Source organism: Agromyces rhizosphaerae, assembly GCF_027925245.1.
In the GTDB taxonomy this organism is placed as follows: Bacteria; Actinomycetota; Actinomycetes; order Actinomycetales; family Microbacteriaceae; genus Agromyces; species Agromyces rhizosphaerae.
In genome coordinates this window covers 1,945,646-1,961,254 of sequence record NZ_BSDP01000001.1, presented here as the reverse complement: position 1 = coordinate 1,961,254, position 15,609 = coordinate 1,945,646, and the positions used below count along the sequence as shown (strand labels likewise).

General features: G+C 71.2%; 14 protein-coding genes. 7 read left to right on the top strand and 7 right to left on the bottom strand.

Going from position 1 to position 15,609, the window contains the following annotated elements; genetic code table 11:
- Positions 1 to 47: 47 nt before the first annotated feature.
- The 3 genes from QMG39_RS09260 to QMG39_RS09250 all read right to left on the bottom strand — a co-directional run bounded on the left by QMG39_RS09260 (position 48) and on the right by QMG39_RS09250 (position 6,518).
- Complete coding sequence (locus tag QMG39_RS09260; RefSeq protein ID WP_281884287.1) at positions 48 to 3,332, bottom strand: efflux RND transporter permease subunit; 3,285 nt, start codon at positions 3,330 to 3,332, stop codon at positions 48 to 50.
- Positions 3,333 to 3,456: 124 nt separating this feature from the next.
- A complete protein-coding gene (locus tag QMG39_RS09255) occupies positions 3,457 to 5,835 on the bottom strand; it encodes an esterase-like activity of phytase family protein (RefSeq protein WP_281884285.1) in 2,379 nt (792 codons plus the stop codon).
- A gap of 161 nt (positions 5,836 to 5,996) precedes the next feature.
- The gene (locus QMG39_RS09250; protein WP_281884283.1) at positions 5,997 to 6,518 is read right to left on the bottom strand and encodes a glutathione peroxidase; all 522 of its coding nucleotides are present in this window, start codon (positions 6,516 to 6,518) and stop codon (positions 5,997 to 5,999) included.
- A 151-nt stretch (positions 6,519 to 6,669) separates the two neighbouring features.
- On the opposite strand from QMG39_RS09250, the gene QMG39_RS09245 reads away from it, so the two are divergent.
- From QMG39_RS09245 to QMG39_RS09225, 5 genes are all read left to right on the top strand, one after another.
- Positions 6,670 to 7,170: a hypothetical protein gene (locus tag QMG39_RS09245; protein ID WP_281884281.1), complete on the top strand. Its 501-nt coding sequence runs from the start codon at positions 6,670 to 6,672 to the stop codon at positions 7,168 to 7,170.
- Positions 7,171 to 7,277: 107 nt separating this feature from the next.
- Positions 7,278 to 8,174 (top strand): transporter substrate-binding domain-containing protein, encoded by an 897-nt coding sequence (locus QMG39_RS09240; RefSeq protein ID WP_281884279.1) that lies wholly within the window; start codon positions 7,278 to 7,280, stop codon positions 8,172 to 8,174.
- A 98-nt stretch (positions 8,175 to 8,272) separates the two neighbouring features.
- Positions 8,273 to 9,142 carry an amino acid ABC transporter permease gene (locus tag QMG39_RS09235; protein WP_281884277.1) on the top strand — a complete coding sequence of 290 codons (870 nt, stop codon included), beginning with the start codon at positions 8,273 to 8,275 and terminating at the stop codon, positions 9,140 to 9,142.
- A gap of 5 nt (positions 9,143 to 9,147) precedes the next feature.
- Positions 9,148 to 9,921: an amino acid ABC transporter ATP-binding protein gene (locus QMG39_RS09230; RefSeq protein WP_281884275.1), complete on the top strand. Its 774-nt coding sequence runs from the start codon at positions 9,148 to 9,150 to the stop codon at positions 9,919 to 9,921.
- Between the two features lie 15 nt (positions 9,922 to 9,936).
- A complete protein-coding gene (locus QMG39_RS09225) occupies positions 9,937 to 10,920 on the top strand; it encodes a DMT family transporter (RefSeq protein ID WP_281884274.1) in 984 nt (327 codons plus the stop codon).
- Here the strand turns inward: QMG39_RS09225 and QMG39_RS09220 are convergent.
- Complete coding sequence (locus tag QMG39_RS09220; protein WP_281884272.1) at positions 10,889 to 11,152, bottom strand: hypothetical protein; 264 nt, start codon at positions 11,150 to 11,152, stop codon at positions 10,889 to 10,891. The genes QMG39_RS09225 and QMG39_RS09220 overlap by 32 nt on opposite strands.
- 92 nt (positions 11,153 to 11,244) lie before the next feature.
- Complete coding sequence (locus QMG39_RS09215; protein ID WP_281884270.1) at positions 11,245 to 11,907, bottom strand: GntR family transcriptional regulator; 663 nt, start codon at positions 11,905 to 11,907, stop codon at positions 11,245 to 11,247.
- A 110-nt stretch (positions 11,908 to 12,017) separates the two neighbouring features.
- Here QMG39_RS09215 and QMG39_RS09210 point away from each other — a divergent pair, with 110 nt between their 5' ends.
- Positions 12,018 to 12,458, top strand: coding sequence for a VOC family protein (locus tag QMG39_RS09210; protein ID WP_281884268.1), 441 nt, complete (start codon positions 12,018 to 12,020; stop codon positions 12,456 to 12,458).
- Between the two features lie 13 nt (positions 12,459 to 12,471).
- On the opposite strand, the gene yczR is transcribed toward QMG39_RS09210, so the two are convergent.
- On the bottom strand, positions 12,472 to 13,914 hold the full coding sequence (gene yczR / locus QMG39_RS09205; protein ID WP_281884266.1) for a MocR-like transcription factor YczR: 1,443 nt from the start codon (positions 13,912 to 13,914) through the stop codon (positions 12,472 to 12,474).
- A gap of 61 nt (positions 13,915 to 13,975) precedes the next feature.
- Here yczR and yczE point away from each other — a divergent pair, with 61 nt between their 5' ends.
- Positions 13,976 to 14,626, top strand: coding sequence for a membrane protein YczE (gene yczE / locus QMG39_RS09200; RefSeq protein ID WP_281884264.1), 651 nt, complete (start codon positions 13,976 to 13,978; stop codon positions 14,624 to 14,626).
- A gap of 199 nt (positions 14,627 to 14,825) precedes the next feature.
- Here yczE and QMG39_RS09195 read toward each other — a convergent pair whose 3' ends face one another.
- Positions 14,826 to 15,584 carry a MerR family transcriptional regulator gene (locus QMG39_RS09195; RefSeq protein ID WP_281884262.1) on the bottom strand — a complete coding sequence of 253 codons (759 nt, stop codon included), beginning with the start codon at positions 15,582 to 15,584 and terminating at the stop codon, positions 14,826 to 14,828.
- Between the last annotated feature and the right edge of the window lie 25 nt (positions 15,585 to 15,609).

Here is a 15,609-nt window from a genome sequence, read left to right as displayed (position 1 = left end):
GCGGATGCCGCGGGGCCGACGCGCTCGGCGGCCCCGCGGCGGGAGCGCTACTCGGCGGGCGCGGCGGCGGCCGCCGCGGCGGCCTCGTCGGCCCGGCGCTGCGCCCGCTTCTCCTCGCGCTTCGCGCGACGCTTCTCGCGGCCGCCCTCCACCAGGAAGTACAGCACCGGCAGCACGATGAGCGTCAGCACGGTCGACGACAGCAGGCCGCCGATCACGACGATCGCGAGCGGCTGCGAGATGAACCCGCCGGTGCCCGTGATGCCGCTGGCCATCGGGATGAGCGCGAAGATCGTCGCGAGCGCGGTCATGAGGATCGGCCGCAGACGGCGCGACGCACCGTGCAGGAGCGCATCGCGAACGTCGTACCCGCGATCTCGGTACTGGTTCACGAGGTCGATGAGCACGATCGCGTTCGTCACCACGATGCCGACGAGCATCAGCACGCCGATGAGCGACGAGACGCCGAAGGGGATGCCGACCACGAGCTGCAGCAGGATCGCGCCGGTCGCCGCGAACGGCACCGAGACGAGCAGCAGCAGCGGCTGCAGCAGCGAGCGGAACGTCGCCACCATCACGATGTACACGATGAGGATCGCCGCGAGCAGCGCGAGGCCGAGCTGCATGAAGGCGTCATCCTGGTCGCTCGTGACGCCGCCCACCGTGGCGCTGGTGCCGGCGGGCAGCTCGGCCTCCTCGAGCGCGGACGTCACGGCGAACGATGCCGCGCCGACGTCGGCCTGGTCGGGCGACGCGGTGACGGTCGCGCTGCGCAGGCCCTGCACGGTCGTGATCGACGCGGGGCCGTCGGTCTCGTCGACGTCGGCGAGCTCGTCGAGCTCGACCACGCCGGTGGGCGTCGGCACGGGCAGCTCGCGGAGCTCCTCGACCGTCGCGGGCGGGTCATCGCTCGCGATGTAGATGGTGAGGAGGTCCTCGTCGATCTGCACGCTGCCCGAGGCCTGGGGCTGCATGGCGGATGCCACGAGCGAGCTCAGGGCGACCTCCGAGTACCCGGCGTCGGCCGCCGCCTCGCGGTCGACCACGACGCCGATGTACGGGCGGGTCTCCGAGAGGTTCGAGGTCACCTCGACGATCTCGGGCAGGCCGTCGAGCGCCTCGACCACGGCCTCGGACGCCTCACGCAGGTCCGCGTCGTTGCCGGCGGTGACGTCGATGAGGATGTCGCTCGAGAACCCGCCCTGCTGCGCCGAGAGCACGAGCTCGCCGACGTCGCCCAGTGCGTCGAGCTCGTCGCGCACCTCCGCCTGGAGGGCGTCCTGGTCGGCGTTCTCGTCGGTGGTGATCGAGTACGTGATGGTGCTGCCGGCACCGCCGCCGAGTCCGAGCTGGATGTCGGTGCCGCCGCCGATGGAGGTCAGCACGATCTCGATGCCCTCGGTGTCACGCAGGGTCTCCTCGACCTCGGTCGAGGCCGCATCCATCTCCTCGAGGGAGGTGCCCGCGGGCAGTTCCTGCGTGACCTGGAACGTGTTCTGGCCCGTGGCGCCGATGAAGTTCGTCGGCATGAGCGGGTAGAGCGCGAACGTGCCCACGAGCACGAGCACCGCGGCGACGAGCGTCAGCCAGCCGTGGCGGAGCGTCCAGCCGATGATCGGCAGGTAGCCCTTCTGCAGGCGACCGGGGTGCTCGAGCTCGTCCTCACCGGTCTCCTCGGCGAGCGCCTCGGTCGAGGCCGTGCCGTCCTTGCGGGTCAGCTTCGCCGGCTTGAGGAACCAGTACGCGAGCACCGGCACGATCGTGAGCGAGACGAAGAGGGATGCCGCGAGGGCGATCGCCACGGTCAGCGCGAAGGGTCGGAACAGCTCGCCCGTCGGGCCGCCGACCAGCGCGACCGGCAGGAAGACGGCGATGGTCGTGACGGTCGACGCCGTGATCGCGCCGGCGACCTCGCGCACGGCCTTCACGATCGTCGGCACCTTCTCGACGCCCTCGACGAGGTGCCGCTTGATGTTCTCGATGACGACGATGGAGTCGTCGACCACACGTCCGACCGAGATGGTGAGCGCGCCGAGCGTCAGGATGTTGAGGCTGTAGTCGGTCGCCCAGAGCCCGATGAACGTGATGAGCACGGAGGTCGGGATCGAGATCGCCGTGACCAGCGTCGCGCGCACCGACAGCAGGAACACGAGGATGACGAGCACGGCCATGACGAGGCCGAGCATGCCCTCGACGGCGAGGGTCTCGATCGACTCCTCGATGAACGGCGACTGGTCGAACACGACGGTGAACTCGGCGCCGGGGAACTGCGAGGCGATGTTGGCCTCGAGGTCGACCATGGCCTCCTCCACGGCGGTCGACACGTCGACGGTGTTCGCGGCGGGCAGCTTGGTGATCGAGAGCGTGAGCGCGGGCTCGCCGTTCACGCGCGAGATCGAGGTCTCTGGGTTGTCGACGAGCTCGACGGATGCCACGTCGCCGATCGTCGGCGCGGGCGAGACCGGCACCGTGACGGTCGTCGAACCGGTGCCGAGGCCCGTTCCGGCACCGAGGTCGGCACCGGTGCCCAGGTCGGTTCCGGTGCCGGCGCCCAGGCCCGCGTCGGTGCTCGGGGCCGCGACCTGCTCGGTCGCACCCAGCAGCGGGAGGTCCGCGACGTCGTCGACCGAGGTGAGTCGAGTGCCCGACTGCACGGCGTAGGAGATGCCGTCCTCGGTGATCTCGCCGGCGGGCAGGAGCACGCCGTTCTGCTGGAGCGCGCTCGTGATCGCCTGCGAGGTGAGGCCGAGGGCCGCGAGCTCCTCCTGGTCGGGCACGATGGTGACGCGCTGGCCGATCTCGCCGATGACGGTGGCCTCGCGCACGCCGTCGATCTCGTTGATCTCGCCGACCGTCGTGCGGTTCAGCGCATCGGAGAGGGCCGAGGTGTCGTCGGTGCCGCTCACCGCGATGGCGATCACGGGGAAGTCGTCGAAGCTGAACGCGACCACCGCGGGATCGACATCATCGGGCAACTGCGACGAGATGCGATTGATCGCGGTCGTCATCTTCTGCTCGGCCGTCGCGAGGTCGGTCTCGTAGTCGAACGTCGCGGTGACGACCGAGATGTTCGTCGAGCTCGTCGAGCTCGTCGACTCGAGGCCCGCGATGCCGCGGAGCGAGTTCTCGATCGGCGTCGAGACGTCGTTCTCGACGACCTCGGGCGCAGCGCCCGGGTACGTGGTGACGACCGACAGCTGGGGGAACGCGATCGAGGGGATGAGCTCCTGCTTGAGCAGCGTCAGCGAGACCCCGCCGAAGATCGCGACGACGATCGTGACGAGCGCGATGAGGGCGCGGTTCTTCAGGCTGGCCTGAGCGAGGAGATGCATTCCACGATTCTTGCATTGCAGTGAGTGCAAGAAGTAACGGGAAGCTGGGAGACCCCGGAACGGCCCGCACCGGCCGGGTGGCGAACGACGCCACCCGGCCGGTGCCGGTCGAGTTCCACGGGGATCAGCGGAACGCGGGGATGACCTTCTTCGCGTCGCCGAGCCGCAGGAACACGGTCTCGCCGGTGGCGTCGTCGACGCCGTCGTTGTCGGTCACCGCGTAGACCTGGCGGTCGATCCCGATGGTGAAGCCCTCGAGCTTCTCCTGGGTCCAGCCGTCCAGCTCCTGCAGCGCGGGCAGTACGTCGATCGCGAGCGACTTCTCGAGGATCGTCAGCTCGCCCTCGCCGGGCAGCTCGTCGGGCACCTCGACGGTGATCACGGTCTTCAGCGCGGCATCCGGGCCGTTGAGCTTGTCGCGCTCGATGATCGCCAGGGTGTCGTCGTCGATCGCGGTGATCTCCGACAGGCCGATCCAGTCGCCGTCGACGCCGGTCTCCTCCAGCTCGATGCCGAAGAACGCCCAGCTCTCGTCGGCGAGGTCGTAGCGGCCGATGCGCGCCACGTTGCCCTCGTAGAGCTCGAGGCTGCCGGCGCCGACCGACGGGTCGACCCACAGCGGGCGCTGGATCGCGACCCAGAGCGCCTCGTCGCCGGTGCCCTCTGCCGTGATCGTCACGCCCTCGAAGCCCCAGTTGCGCACGTGCGCTGCGACCTCGTCGGGCAGGGTGACCTCGTCCACGACCTCGCCCGAGGCGTCGATGCGCACCAGCGCGTTCGCCGGCCCGCTCGAGCCCTCGACCGCGAGCCAGAAGCCGCCGTCCTCGAGCGCCTGCAGGCCCTCGACGTCGAACGAGGCCTCCTCGCCGCCGTCGGTCACGACGAGCGAGTCGACGATGACGGCCTGGCCCTTCTTGTCGGACACGTCGACCGTGAACACCGTTGCCGGCGTGAGCGCGTTGTCGCTGGCCGCGTAGACGATGCCCTTGTCGAACGGGTCGGCCGAGAGCGCGCCGAGCGCCGACCAGCCGATCGGCAGGCCGTCGACGTCCGCGGAGACGATGCTCGGCTGCGACGGCTCGCCCTGCTGCACCTGGTAGAGGTTCACGGCGGCGCGGACGCCCTCCTCCGAGTCGTCCACCTCGCTCGAGACCACGAGCAGGTCGCGGCTCGGCACCGGCAGGATGCCCTCAGGGCCGTTGGTCGCGAACAGGAGCTGCTGGAACACCGGCGCGGTCGGGTCGCTCACGTCGTACACCGCGACGAAGTTCGACCGCTCGGACGCGACGAACGCGGTGGGCACGCCGTCGAACTCGGCGACCGCGAGGCCCTCGGGCTCGGCGCCCTTGTTGTCGGCGCGGCCGTCGTTGTAGAGGCCGTGCGCGATCGCCAGGTGCTCGAACGTGTCGCCCGCGTCCCAGACGACCTCGCCGGTGGCGGCGTCGAAGATCGACCAGCCGCGGCTGCCGCCCTTCCAGTCGCCCTCGTTCGCGGTGGCCACGTACTCGTCGCCGATCCACGCGATGGCGTCGGGCTCGCGCGGCACCTCGATGGTGTCGGTCAGCTCGATCGCACCGTCGTCGTCGGTGTCGACGTTCGGGACCACGGGCGCACCGAGGTCGAAGGCGGCGGTCACCGCGCGGGTCGCGAGGTCGATCGTGACGAGCGCGTTGTTCTCCTGCAGCGACACCGCGAGCTGGTTGGCGTCGTTGATCGCGACGTACTCCGGCTCCGGGTCCTCGGGGGTGTCGATGCCGGCCGCCTCGAGGATCGGCAGCGCTGCGCCGTCGGTCAGCGAGACCGGGTCGATGCTCCAGGTGCCCGGGTCGGTCGGCGTGCCGCCGAACGTGATGACCTGCACGAAGCCGGCGGGCGCCTGCGGCAGGTCGCCGTCGTCGCCCACGCCGCCGTCGGCGGGGAAGTCCTCGTTGCGCTGGTTCTCCATCGCGATCGCCGCGTAGGCGCCGTCGGGGCTCACCGCGATCGAGTCGGGCTGGCCGGCGAGGTCGAAGGTCGCGACGACCTCGTGGGTGGTCGCGTCGACCGCGACGAGCTCGCCCGAGCGCGGCTTCGACGCGAGCGTGTCGGCGTCGTAGTCGGTCGTGTCGACGACGACCAGCACGAGCTCGCCGTAGGCGGCGACCGAGGTCGGCGACGCCACCGGGGCATCCGTGATCTCGTCGAGGGCGAGCGTGCCCGCGCCGACCGGGTTCGACGGGTCGGTGACGTCGAGGAAGCCGATGCGCTCGCCCTCCGCGTCGGTGTAGATCACGGTGTCGCCGTCGGGGCTGATCGCCGAGATCTCGGCGACGGTCTCGTCGGCGGGGTCGACGCCCGCGGGGACGTTGAGGTACACGGGGTACGTGGCGGTGCGGTGGAACGCCGTGGCGGGCGTGCCGTACTTGGGCCCGTTCGGCTGCGCGAGCGCCGGGGCGGCGGCTCCGCAGGCGAGCAGGGCGGTGGTGGCGAGTGCGAGTCCGGTCAATCGGCGCGCGCGCGTCATCGCGTCTCCTTCACAGTGGGGGCGAGGCGGATGCCTCATGGTGATCCCCACCGTTCCGGCGCGGGCGCAACGGGGCGTGAGTGCCCGGTGACCCGCCGGTGTCCGGTCAGTGAACTGAAGGTGCCTCGACTCCGGCGAGCGCAGTGGGCGCCGGCGGCGACTCAGGCCGGCAGCGACTCCTCGATCGCGCGGATGACCTCCGGCGCATCGGGCTTCGTCGTCGGGCGGAAGCGGAACACCTGCCCGTCGGGCGTCACGAGGAACTTCTCGAAGTTCCAGACGACCTTGCCGGCCTTGCCGTGCGCGTCGGGCGTCTTCTTGAGCTCGGTGAAGAGCGGATGCTCCTTCTTGCCGTTCACCCTGATGCGATCGAAGATCGGGAAGGTGATGCCCCAGGTCGTGGTGCAGTACTCGGAGATCGCCTCGTTCGACCCGAGCTCCTGGAGGAACTGGTTGCTGGGGAACCCGAGCACCGTGAAGCCGCGGTCGGCGTAGTCCCGCTGCAGCTGCTCGAGCTGCTCGTACTGCGGGGAGAGCCCGCAGCGCGAGGCGACGTTGACGATCAGCTTCACCTTGCCGTCGTACGCGGCGAGGCTCGTCTCGGCGCCGTCGATGGTCGTGATCGGGATGTCGTCGATGCTGGTGGTCTTCGCGTCGTCGGTGGCCATGCTCCAGTCAAACATGTTTGCAGTCACTGCAGCAGTTTCGTCACCGGATTCCCAGCCGGAATTCACCGATTCCGTCGCGGGTCTTGTGCGGTATACAGACCTGTGTACATACTGGCGTACCGCTTCGCGCACCACGCGAGTCCGTTCGACGAAAGAGATCGCCCCGATGTACTACTTCGGCTACTGCACCTACCTCCTCGAGTCCGAGGTCGCCAAGTACCTCCCCGAGGCGCGACAGGTCACCAAGGCCGTCGCCCGCAACCACCAGATCCAGTTCCGCGCGGCCGGCGAGCGCCTCGACCGCGGCTGGTGCCACCTCGCCGATCGCGGCGCCGCGTTCGGCACGGACGCGCAGGGCCTCGTCTTCGAGGTGAACGACGGGCGCAACCGTGACGAGTTCGACGACTTCGACGTCGTGTACCTGACCGTGCACGGCGAGGACGGCGTCGCCTACGACTGCTTCACCTACGTGCTCTCGCAGCCCGGCAAGCGGATGCGCCCGCCGCGCTTCTACTGGGAGCGCATCCCCTCGGGCCTCGAGGAGCAGGGCTTCCCCGCCGAGTACCGCCACCGCGTCCAGCAGACCTTCGACGAGGCCGCCGAGTGCCCCGACTTCGACCGCCCGATGCCCGCCGGCGCCCCCGGCAAGGACGCCTCGAGCCGTTGAGGCGGGGGCCGGACGGCCCCGCATCCATCCCCATCCCCCGACCGCACCACCCGAGCACCATCAGCACCACCCCGTACCGTGTCCCAGAACCCGAAAGCAGGAGTGCAATGCAGATCACCTCGAGCGCACGACGCGTCCTCGGCGCGACGGCCCTCATCGCCGCCGCCGGCCTGGTCGCCGGATGCAGCACCGGAAGCGCCGCAGACGACGAGCCCGCTGCGGACTCGTCGGAGCTCACGACCCTCGAAACCGGCATCCTGAAGATCGGCTCGCAGCAGTCGTACATCCCCGGCGAGTACATCGACGAGGAGGACGACCAGCTCAAGGGCTTCGCCTTCGAGATCATCGAGACCATCGCCGCCGACCTCGGCCTCGAGACCGAGTGGATCCAGTCGGACTACTCGGCGCTCATCGCCGGTCTCCAGGCCGAGCAGTTCGACATGAGCTCGGGCGGCATGAGCCCGAACCCCGAGCGCCTCGAGCTCGTCGACATGGTCGGCTACTTCCAGTCGGGCTCGACGTTCCTCCTCCGCGCCGCGGACGAGGGCGTCTACACCGACGCGCAGAGCCTGTGCGGCCACCCCGTCGGGCTGCTCGCCGGCTCGACCACCCTGCAGGCCGCGTTCGAACGCGAGAACGCCGAGTGCGAGGCATCCGGCAACGACCCGATCGAGCTCGTCGAGTACACGGCCACGCCGCTCGGGCAGCAGGACCTGCTCGCCGAGCGCATCGACGCCTACACGCCCGACCCGCTGCAGGCGGCGAAGATCGTCGAGGCCGACCCCGACCTCTACGCGTGGACCGAGGGCTACAACCTCACCCCGTACACGACGAACTTCACGTTCCTGAAGGACACGAACCCGGCCCTGCTGCAGGCGGTGTTCGACGGCGTCGCCGGGCTCATGGAGTCGGGCGAGTACCTCGAGATCCTCGAGAAGTACGATGCCCTTCCCGGCGCGCTCGACGAGCCGGCCTACAACGGCGAGATCGGCGCGACGCCCTAGCGGCGCCCGCTCCGACCGACCAGGGAGGGCCGCGGCACGGCGAACCCGCGTTCGCCCGCCGCGGCCCTCCGCGCACCCTCCGCAGAATCGAGACCCGTGTGACCGCCCCACTCCCCCAGCAGGACCGAGATCCGGCCCGCCCCGTCTTCCTGAAGGTCGAGCAGCCCAGGGCGACCGGCCAGGTCGTGCAGGCGATCGTGACCATCGCCGTCGTCCTGGCGATCGTCGCCTGGTTCGTGACCTCCGGCGTGTTCGACCTCTCGACGAGCTGGGAGTACCTGTTCAGCCCGGCCATCCTCGAGGGCCTCTGGAACACGCTGACCCTCGCGACGCTCAGCACCGCGCTCGCGATCATCCTCGGCACGCTCGTGGCGCTCGCGCGCATCAGCCCGAATCGCGTGCTGTCGGTGGGCGCGGCGATCTACGTCTACCTCTTCCGCGGCACGCCGATGCTCGTGCAGATGCTCATCTGGTACTTCGCGATCCCGCGCATGATCGGCCGGGTGACCATCGGCATCCCGTTCACCGACGTGGTGTTCATCGACAACGTGCCCGCGAGCCAGTTCTTCACGCCGTTCCTGGCGGGGCTCTTCGCCCTGACCCTCGCCGAGACCGGCTACATGGCGGAGGTCATCCGCGCCGGCATCTCGGGCGTCGACCAGGGCCAGCGCGACGCGGCCCGGGCACTCGGCCTGCCGCGGCGCAAGGTGATGCTCCAGGTGGTGCTCGCGCAGGCGTTCCGCATCCAGATGCCGGCGCTGGGCAACCAGTACATCATGATGATCAAGAACACCTCCCTGGGGTACGCGATCGGGTACATGGAGCTGCTGCTGTCGGCCAGCCGCATCTACCAGTCGAACTTCCAGTACCTCGAGCTGCTGCTCGTCGCGGCGTTCTGGTACCTCGTGCTGACGGCCCTCGTCACCTTCCTCCAGAACGCCCTCGAACACCGCTTCCCGGCGAGGTGAGACCCATGACCGAACGCGTCGTCAAGCTCCAGTCCAGTCACGTCTACAAGTCCTTCGGCGACACCACGGTGCTGCACGACGTCTCCGCGCGCGTGCACGCCAACGAGGTGGTCGCGCTCATCGGCCCGTCGGGCGCGGGCAAGTCGACCTTCCTCCGGTGCATCAACAACCTGCAGCTGATCGACAGCGGATGCATCGAGATCGACGGCGAGCTCATCGGCTACCGCCGCGCGGGCGAGGTGCTCCATCCGCTGCCCGACGCCGACGCCGCCCGGCAGCGGGCGCGCATCGGCATGGTGTTCCAGAACTTCAACCTCTTCCGGCACATGACCGCGCTGGCGAACGTCGCCTACGCGCCGATCGAGGTGCTCGGCCGGTCGAAGGCCGACGCCCGCGCGGCGGCGCGGGACCTGCTCGCGAAGGTGGGGCTCGAGGGCAAGGAGGGGCACTACCCGGCGCAGCTCTCGGGCGGCCAGCAGCAGCGGGTGGCGATCGCCCGTGCGCTCGCGATGGACCCGACGATGATCCTGCTCGACGAGCCGACCAGCGCGCTCGACCCGGAGCTGCGGCAGGAGGTCGCGGCGGTGATCCGGTCGATGGCCGAGCACGATCGCACCATGCTGATGGCCACGCACGACATCCCGCTCGTGCGCGACATCGCCGACTGGGTGATCTTCATGGTCGAGGGGCGCATCGTCGAGGAGGGCCCGGCCGGGCAGGTGCTGAACGACCCGGAGCACGAGCGGACCCGCCAGTTCCTCTCGAAGATGTCGGCCTGAGGCGACGGTGCGGCGGTGAGGGCGCCGCGCATGCTGGGCGAGGCGGGCCTGTACGCGCTCATGACCTGCGTCTGGGGCTCGGCGTACTTCTTCACCGCGCTCGCGCTGCCGTCGTTCCCGCCGGCGACGCTCGCCTTCGCGCGCATGGTGCTCGCCGCACTGGTGCTGGCGGCCGCACTGCGCGTGTCGGGGGTGCGGATGCCCCGGGGCGCGCGCACGTACGCGGTCGCGGCGGTGCTCGGGCTGACCAACATCGCGCTGCCCTACTCGATGCTCATCGGCGCCCAGGTGCACCTCGACTCCTCGGTCACGACCGTGCTGTCGAGCACGACGCCGATCTTCGTGTTCCTGATCGCGGGCCTGGCCTTCCGCACCGAGCGGATCACCGTGCTCCGCGCGGCCGGTCTGGCCCTGGCGTTCTGCGGCATCGTGCTGCTGCACGGGGCGCCCGCTGCGGGCGACGGCAGCATCGCGTGGCCGTTGCTCGTCGTCGCGTCGAGCGCGGTCTTCGCCGCCGGCAACGTCGCGACGCGGCGCTTCATGGCCGCGGAGCATCCGCTCGTGGTGGCCTTCCTCCAGCTCGCGTTCGGTGCGCTCTGGCTCACTGTGCCGCTCGCGGCGGACGGCTTCCGGGTCGGCCCGGTCACGCCGGTCGGCGTGCTCGCGCTGCTCGAGCTGGGCATCGCGGGCTCGGCGCTCACCTACCTGCTGTTCTTCCGGTTCGTGCAGCGGATCGGCTCGACCGCGACCTCACTCAACACGTACCTGCACCCACTGGTGGGCGTGACGCTGGGGGTCGCGGTGCTCGGCGACGCCCTCACGTCACGCGGCTGGCTCGCCCTCGCGGTCACCGGTGCGGGCGTGGCGCTGTTCGGCGCGGCCGCGCTCCGCGACGGCGGTCTCCTCCGGGTGCGGCGCACGGGAGGTCGGTGGCGCCCCCGTGGAGCCGGAGGCGTCCCACCCGCGTTCAGTCCGGCCTGCCGGCCTTCGACCCGATGACGAGCACCGCGCCGCTCGCGGACGGCTCGGTGCGCGAGACCTCCCAGAGGGACGGCCCGAGCTGGGTGCCCGCCGCGGTGCCGTAGCGCTCGACGTCGAGCGCCGCGCGTCCGCGGTCGTCGACCAGGAGTTCGGCGCGTGTTCGCGACCCGTCGCCGAAGCGCAGGTCGAGGCCGGCCGGGGTCGTGGGCGGACCGCCGCCGGACGGCACCGCCAGGCCGTCGACCGCCACCCGCGCACCCCTGAAGAGGTGCGAGTGCGCCACCCGCGCGGCCAGCGCACGGTCGTCCGGTTCCGGAGCGGCCTCACCGCCCGGGCTCCGGATCACTGCTCGTCGAGCCCGAACGCCTGCGCGAGGATCGACGCGGTGTGACCGACGTGCGCACGGGCGATCCGCTCGGCGCGCTCCGCCTCGCCACCGCGGAGCGCCGCGATGAGCTCCTCGTGGTCGTGCGCCACGCGCGCGTCGTCGTCGGGGGTGAAGATCACCGGGGTGTTGAAGTTCCAGTAGTTGATGCGCGTCTGGCGGTGGAACTTCGCGAGCAGCGCGTTGTCGGCCGCCTCCGTGATGAGGTCGTGGAACTCGTTGTTCAGCTCGTTGGCGAGGCGGCGCGAGATGCCCGGTTCGACCATGCGGGCGGCGAGCGCCTCGAGGGCCGCGAGCTGCTCCTCGCTGATGCGACCGGCCGCGATGTACGCGACGGCGCCCTCGATGGAGGCCCGCGCCTCGACGATGCGCAGGATCTCGGCGGGAGCGTGGTCGCGCACGATCCAGCCCTTGGAGCGGATGACGAGCCCCTCCTCGCGCAGCGCCAGGAGCGCCTCGCGCACCGGCGTGCGGCTCACCTCGAGCCACTCGGCGATGTCGCCCTCGACCAGGCGGCTGCCCGGTCGGAAGTGCGCGGTGAGGATGGCGTCGCGCAGTCGCTCGTGCACGGACTCGCCCGAGGTCGATGCGGCACTGCGAGACGAGTCGGTGACGGACATGCGGCAGCACTCCCCTTTCCTGTGCGGACAGTCTAGGGCGGACCAGTAGCGCACCGATGTGTATGCTGTCGTGTATACACTACACCGTCGTCGTCCGTAGGAGTCCCCCGATGCCGAGCCCGTTCCGCCGCCTGCACCACGTCTGCATCGTCGTGCGAGACCTCGATGCGACGGTGGCGTACTACGAACGGCTCGGCGTCAGCCCGTGGTTCGACTACCCGAAGTCGAGCCCCTACGTCGAGCTCGAGGTGCCCGACGTCGAGGGCTCGCGGGCCATGCGCTACAAGTGCGTCGACCTCGACAACGTGCAGCTGCAGCTCTGCGAGCCGGGTCCGCAGGACACCCCGCAGCGGCGGTTCCTCGACGCGCAGGGCGAGGGCGTCTACCACCTCGGGTTCGAGGTCGACGACCTTCCGGCGGGGGAGCGTCGCGGGGCCGAACTCGGGCTCGCGGTGATCGCCCGCGGCCTGCGCACCGACGGCTCGGGGTTCTGCTACTTCGACACGCGGGCCGACGCGGGCACGGTGCTGGAGATCCGCGCGAGCGCCTGAGCCGGCCCCCGGCTCAGACGACCGCCGACAGCACGTCGGCGTCGACGAGCGGCGCCGCACCCATCGACCCCCACGCCGCCTCCAGCGCGTCCAGGGCGCGCTCGGTCACGTCCTCCCCGTAGCCGAGGGGGATGCGCAGGTTGCGCTCGAAGGCCCCGTCGATGCCGAACCGCGGTCCGGCGGTGATGAGCAGGTCGTGGGTGCGGGCGGCGAGCGCGAGCTGCGAACTGACCGGCGAGCCGAGGTGCACCCAGAGCGCGAGCCCGCCGTGCACGTGCGGCACCTGCCACTGCGGGAACCGCTCGGCCAGCGCGCGCTCGAGGTGCGCGCGCCGCTCGCCGAGCTGCGTGCGGCGCAGCTCGAGGATGTCGTCCATGCGCGGCAGCAGCTCGGCCACGAGCAGCTGCTCGAGGATCGGCGTGCCGAGGTCGTTCGGCGTGCGCTGGGCGAGCAGCCGGCGGATCAGCCCGCGGTCGGCGCGGATCCAGCCGAGACGGATGCCGCCCCACACCGTCTTCCCGACCGAGCCGATCATCACGGCGGGCCCGTGGGCCGCGAGCGGGCGCGTGCGGAAGGGCAGGTCGATGTCGAGCTCGGCCGTCGTCTCGTCGGCGATCAGCACGGTGCCCTGCGCCGACGCCGCGTCGACGACGAGCTCGCGGTCGCGGTCGGTCAGCGAGCGCCCGGTCGGGTTGTGGAAGTCGGGCAGCAGGTACGCCACCGACGGGCTCACGTGCCGGATCGCCTCGGCGATCGCGGGGCCGTCGCCGGTGTCCGCCGCACGCAGGGAGGCACCGGACTCGCCGCCCACCGGCACGGCGACGAGCCTCGCGCCGGCCCCGCGCAGCGCCTCGTACGCGTGCGGATAGGTGGGCGACTCGACGAGCGCGCGGTCACCACGACCGACGAGCGTGCGCGAGAGCAGCGAGATCGCGTGCTGCGCGCCGATCGTCACGAGGATCTCGTCGGGATCGGTCGGCAGGCCGCGCGCCGCGTAGCGCGCGGCGATCGCCTCGCGCAGCTCGGGCAGTCCGATCGGGTCGTAGCCGGGGTCGCCGAGGTAGGCCGGCAGCCGCTCGGCGGCGGCGCGCGCGGACTCGCCGAGCCACGGCAGCGCCGGCAGCGCCGCCTTCGTGAAGTCGATGCTGTCGGCACCGGTCGGATGCAGCGGGGTGATGTGCGCCGCGGGCAGACGCGTGACGCTGCCCGACCCGCGCAGCGACTCGAGGTGCTCCGACTCGCGCAACCGGGCGTACGCGGCGGCGATGGTCGTGCGGCTGAGGCCGAGCCGGGCGGCGAGCTCGCGCTCGGCGGGCAGCCGGGTGCCGACGGCGATGCGGCCGTCGATGATCAGCAGCCGGATGCGGGCAGCCAGGTCCTCGTATGCCGCGCCCCCGCTGCGCCAGTCGCCGAGCAGGCCGATCAGCGCTCGGGGGCCCATGGTGGCATCGCTCATGCAGCCACTCTAGCGCGATTGGCATCTTGGCAACAGGCCAATTGCGGAATTGGATGGAGTCATGCCTCGTCGCCTCATCCAGTTGCTCGTCGGCCTGTTCCTGTACGGGTTCGCCATCGCGCTCATCGTGCGCGCGGGCTACGGCGTGGCCCCGTGGGACGTGCTGACGCAGGGCCTCAGCCGGGTCACCGGCCTCGGCTTCGGCGTGGTCACCGTGCTCACGAGCGGCGTCGTGCTGCTGCTGTGGATCCCCATCCGGCAGCGCCCCGGCATCGGCACGGTGGCGAACGCGCTGCTGGTCGGCCCGTTCGCCGACGTCGGGCTCTGGCTGGTGCCGGCCGACCTCGACCCGTGGACGCGCGCGGCGATGCTGCCCGCCGGCATCCTGCTGCTCGGCATCGCGACCGGGCTCTACGTGGGCGCCCGCTTCGGCCCGGGACCGCGCGACGGCCTGATGACCGGACTGCACGCGCGCACCGGCGCACCGATCTGGCTCGTGCGCACCGGCATCGAGGCCACCGTGCTCGCCGCGGGCTGGCTGCTCGGCGGCCAGGTCGGCGTCGGCACGCTCGCCTTCGCGCTGCTGATCGGGCCGATCTGCGGGCGCACCATCCCGTTCTTCACGGTGCCGGAGCGCGTGCGCGACACGCACGCCGCCCCGGCCACCGGGCCGCTCGCCGCCCTCGCGACGCCCGCCCCGCCCCACACCTGAACCCGCACGCATCCGAGGAGAGGAGGAGACATGCTCGCGTTCATGACCGCCCTCGCCGCGATCGCCGTCGCCGGCATCGGCTGGACCCTCGTCGACTGGCTCCGCGACGGCTACCGCCGCATCCCGACCCGCGACACCTGACGGCTCGCCGGCACGAGCGGATGCCCCGGGGCGCACCGGCCCCGGGGCATCCGTCGTCCTACAGGTTGCGCTCGGCGTAGATCGCGAGCGCATCGCGCACGAACTCCGCGCCGTGCTGGCCGCCGTAGTTCTTCGCGAACCGCGGGTCGGCGACGTACATGTCGCCGAGTCCCAGCACGTACTCCTTCACCGGACGTCCCCGGTCGGAACCGGGGGTGCCGGGGATCGACCCCAGCCACGCCGCGTGACGGGCGGCCAGTGCCTGCGCCTCGTCGCCGTCGGGTGCGACGCCGCGCTCCGCGGCATCCGCCCAGTCCCGGCCCAGCGCGGCCGACTCGGCCTTCCACGACTCCTGCTCCGCGGCGCTCTTGCCGCGCCACCAGGCGTCGGACTTCGCGTACGCATCCGCGCCCCAGCGCTGCTCGACCTCGTCCTTGTACTGCGTGTGGTCGAAGCCGTCGAACATCTGCTCTGCCATGAGCTGCTCACCTCCCTCCAGTGCCTCGATGGTGCGCTCGACCGAGGCGGCCTGCCTCGCGAGCCGTTCCTGTTCCCGCCGCAGCCACTCGAGGTGGCCGTGCAGCGCGTGCACCTCGCGTGGCTCGTTGCCGAGCACCTCCGCGATCGCGGGCAGCCCGAGGCCGAGCTCGCGCAGCAGGAGGATGCGCTGCAGGCGCACGAGCGCGTCGCGGTCGTAGTGCCGGTAGCCGTTCGCGGCCACGCGACTCGGCGGCAGCAGCCCGATGTCGTCGTAGTGACGCAGCGTGCGGCTCGTCGTGCCGGCGATGCGCGCGATCTCCTGGATCGACCAGTCCATCTCGTCCTCGCTTCGTGCGCGGCCG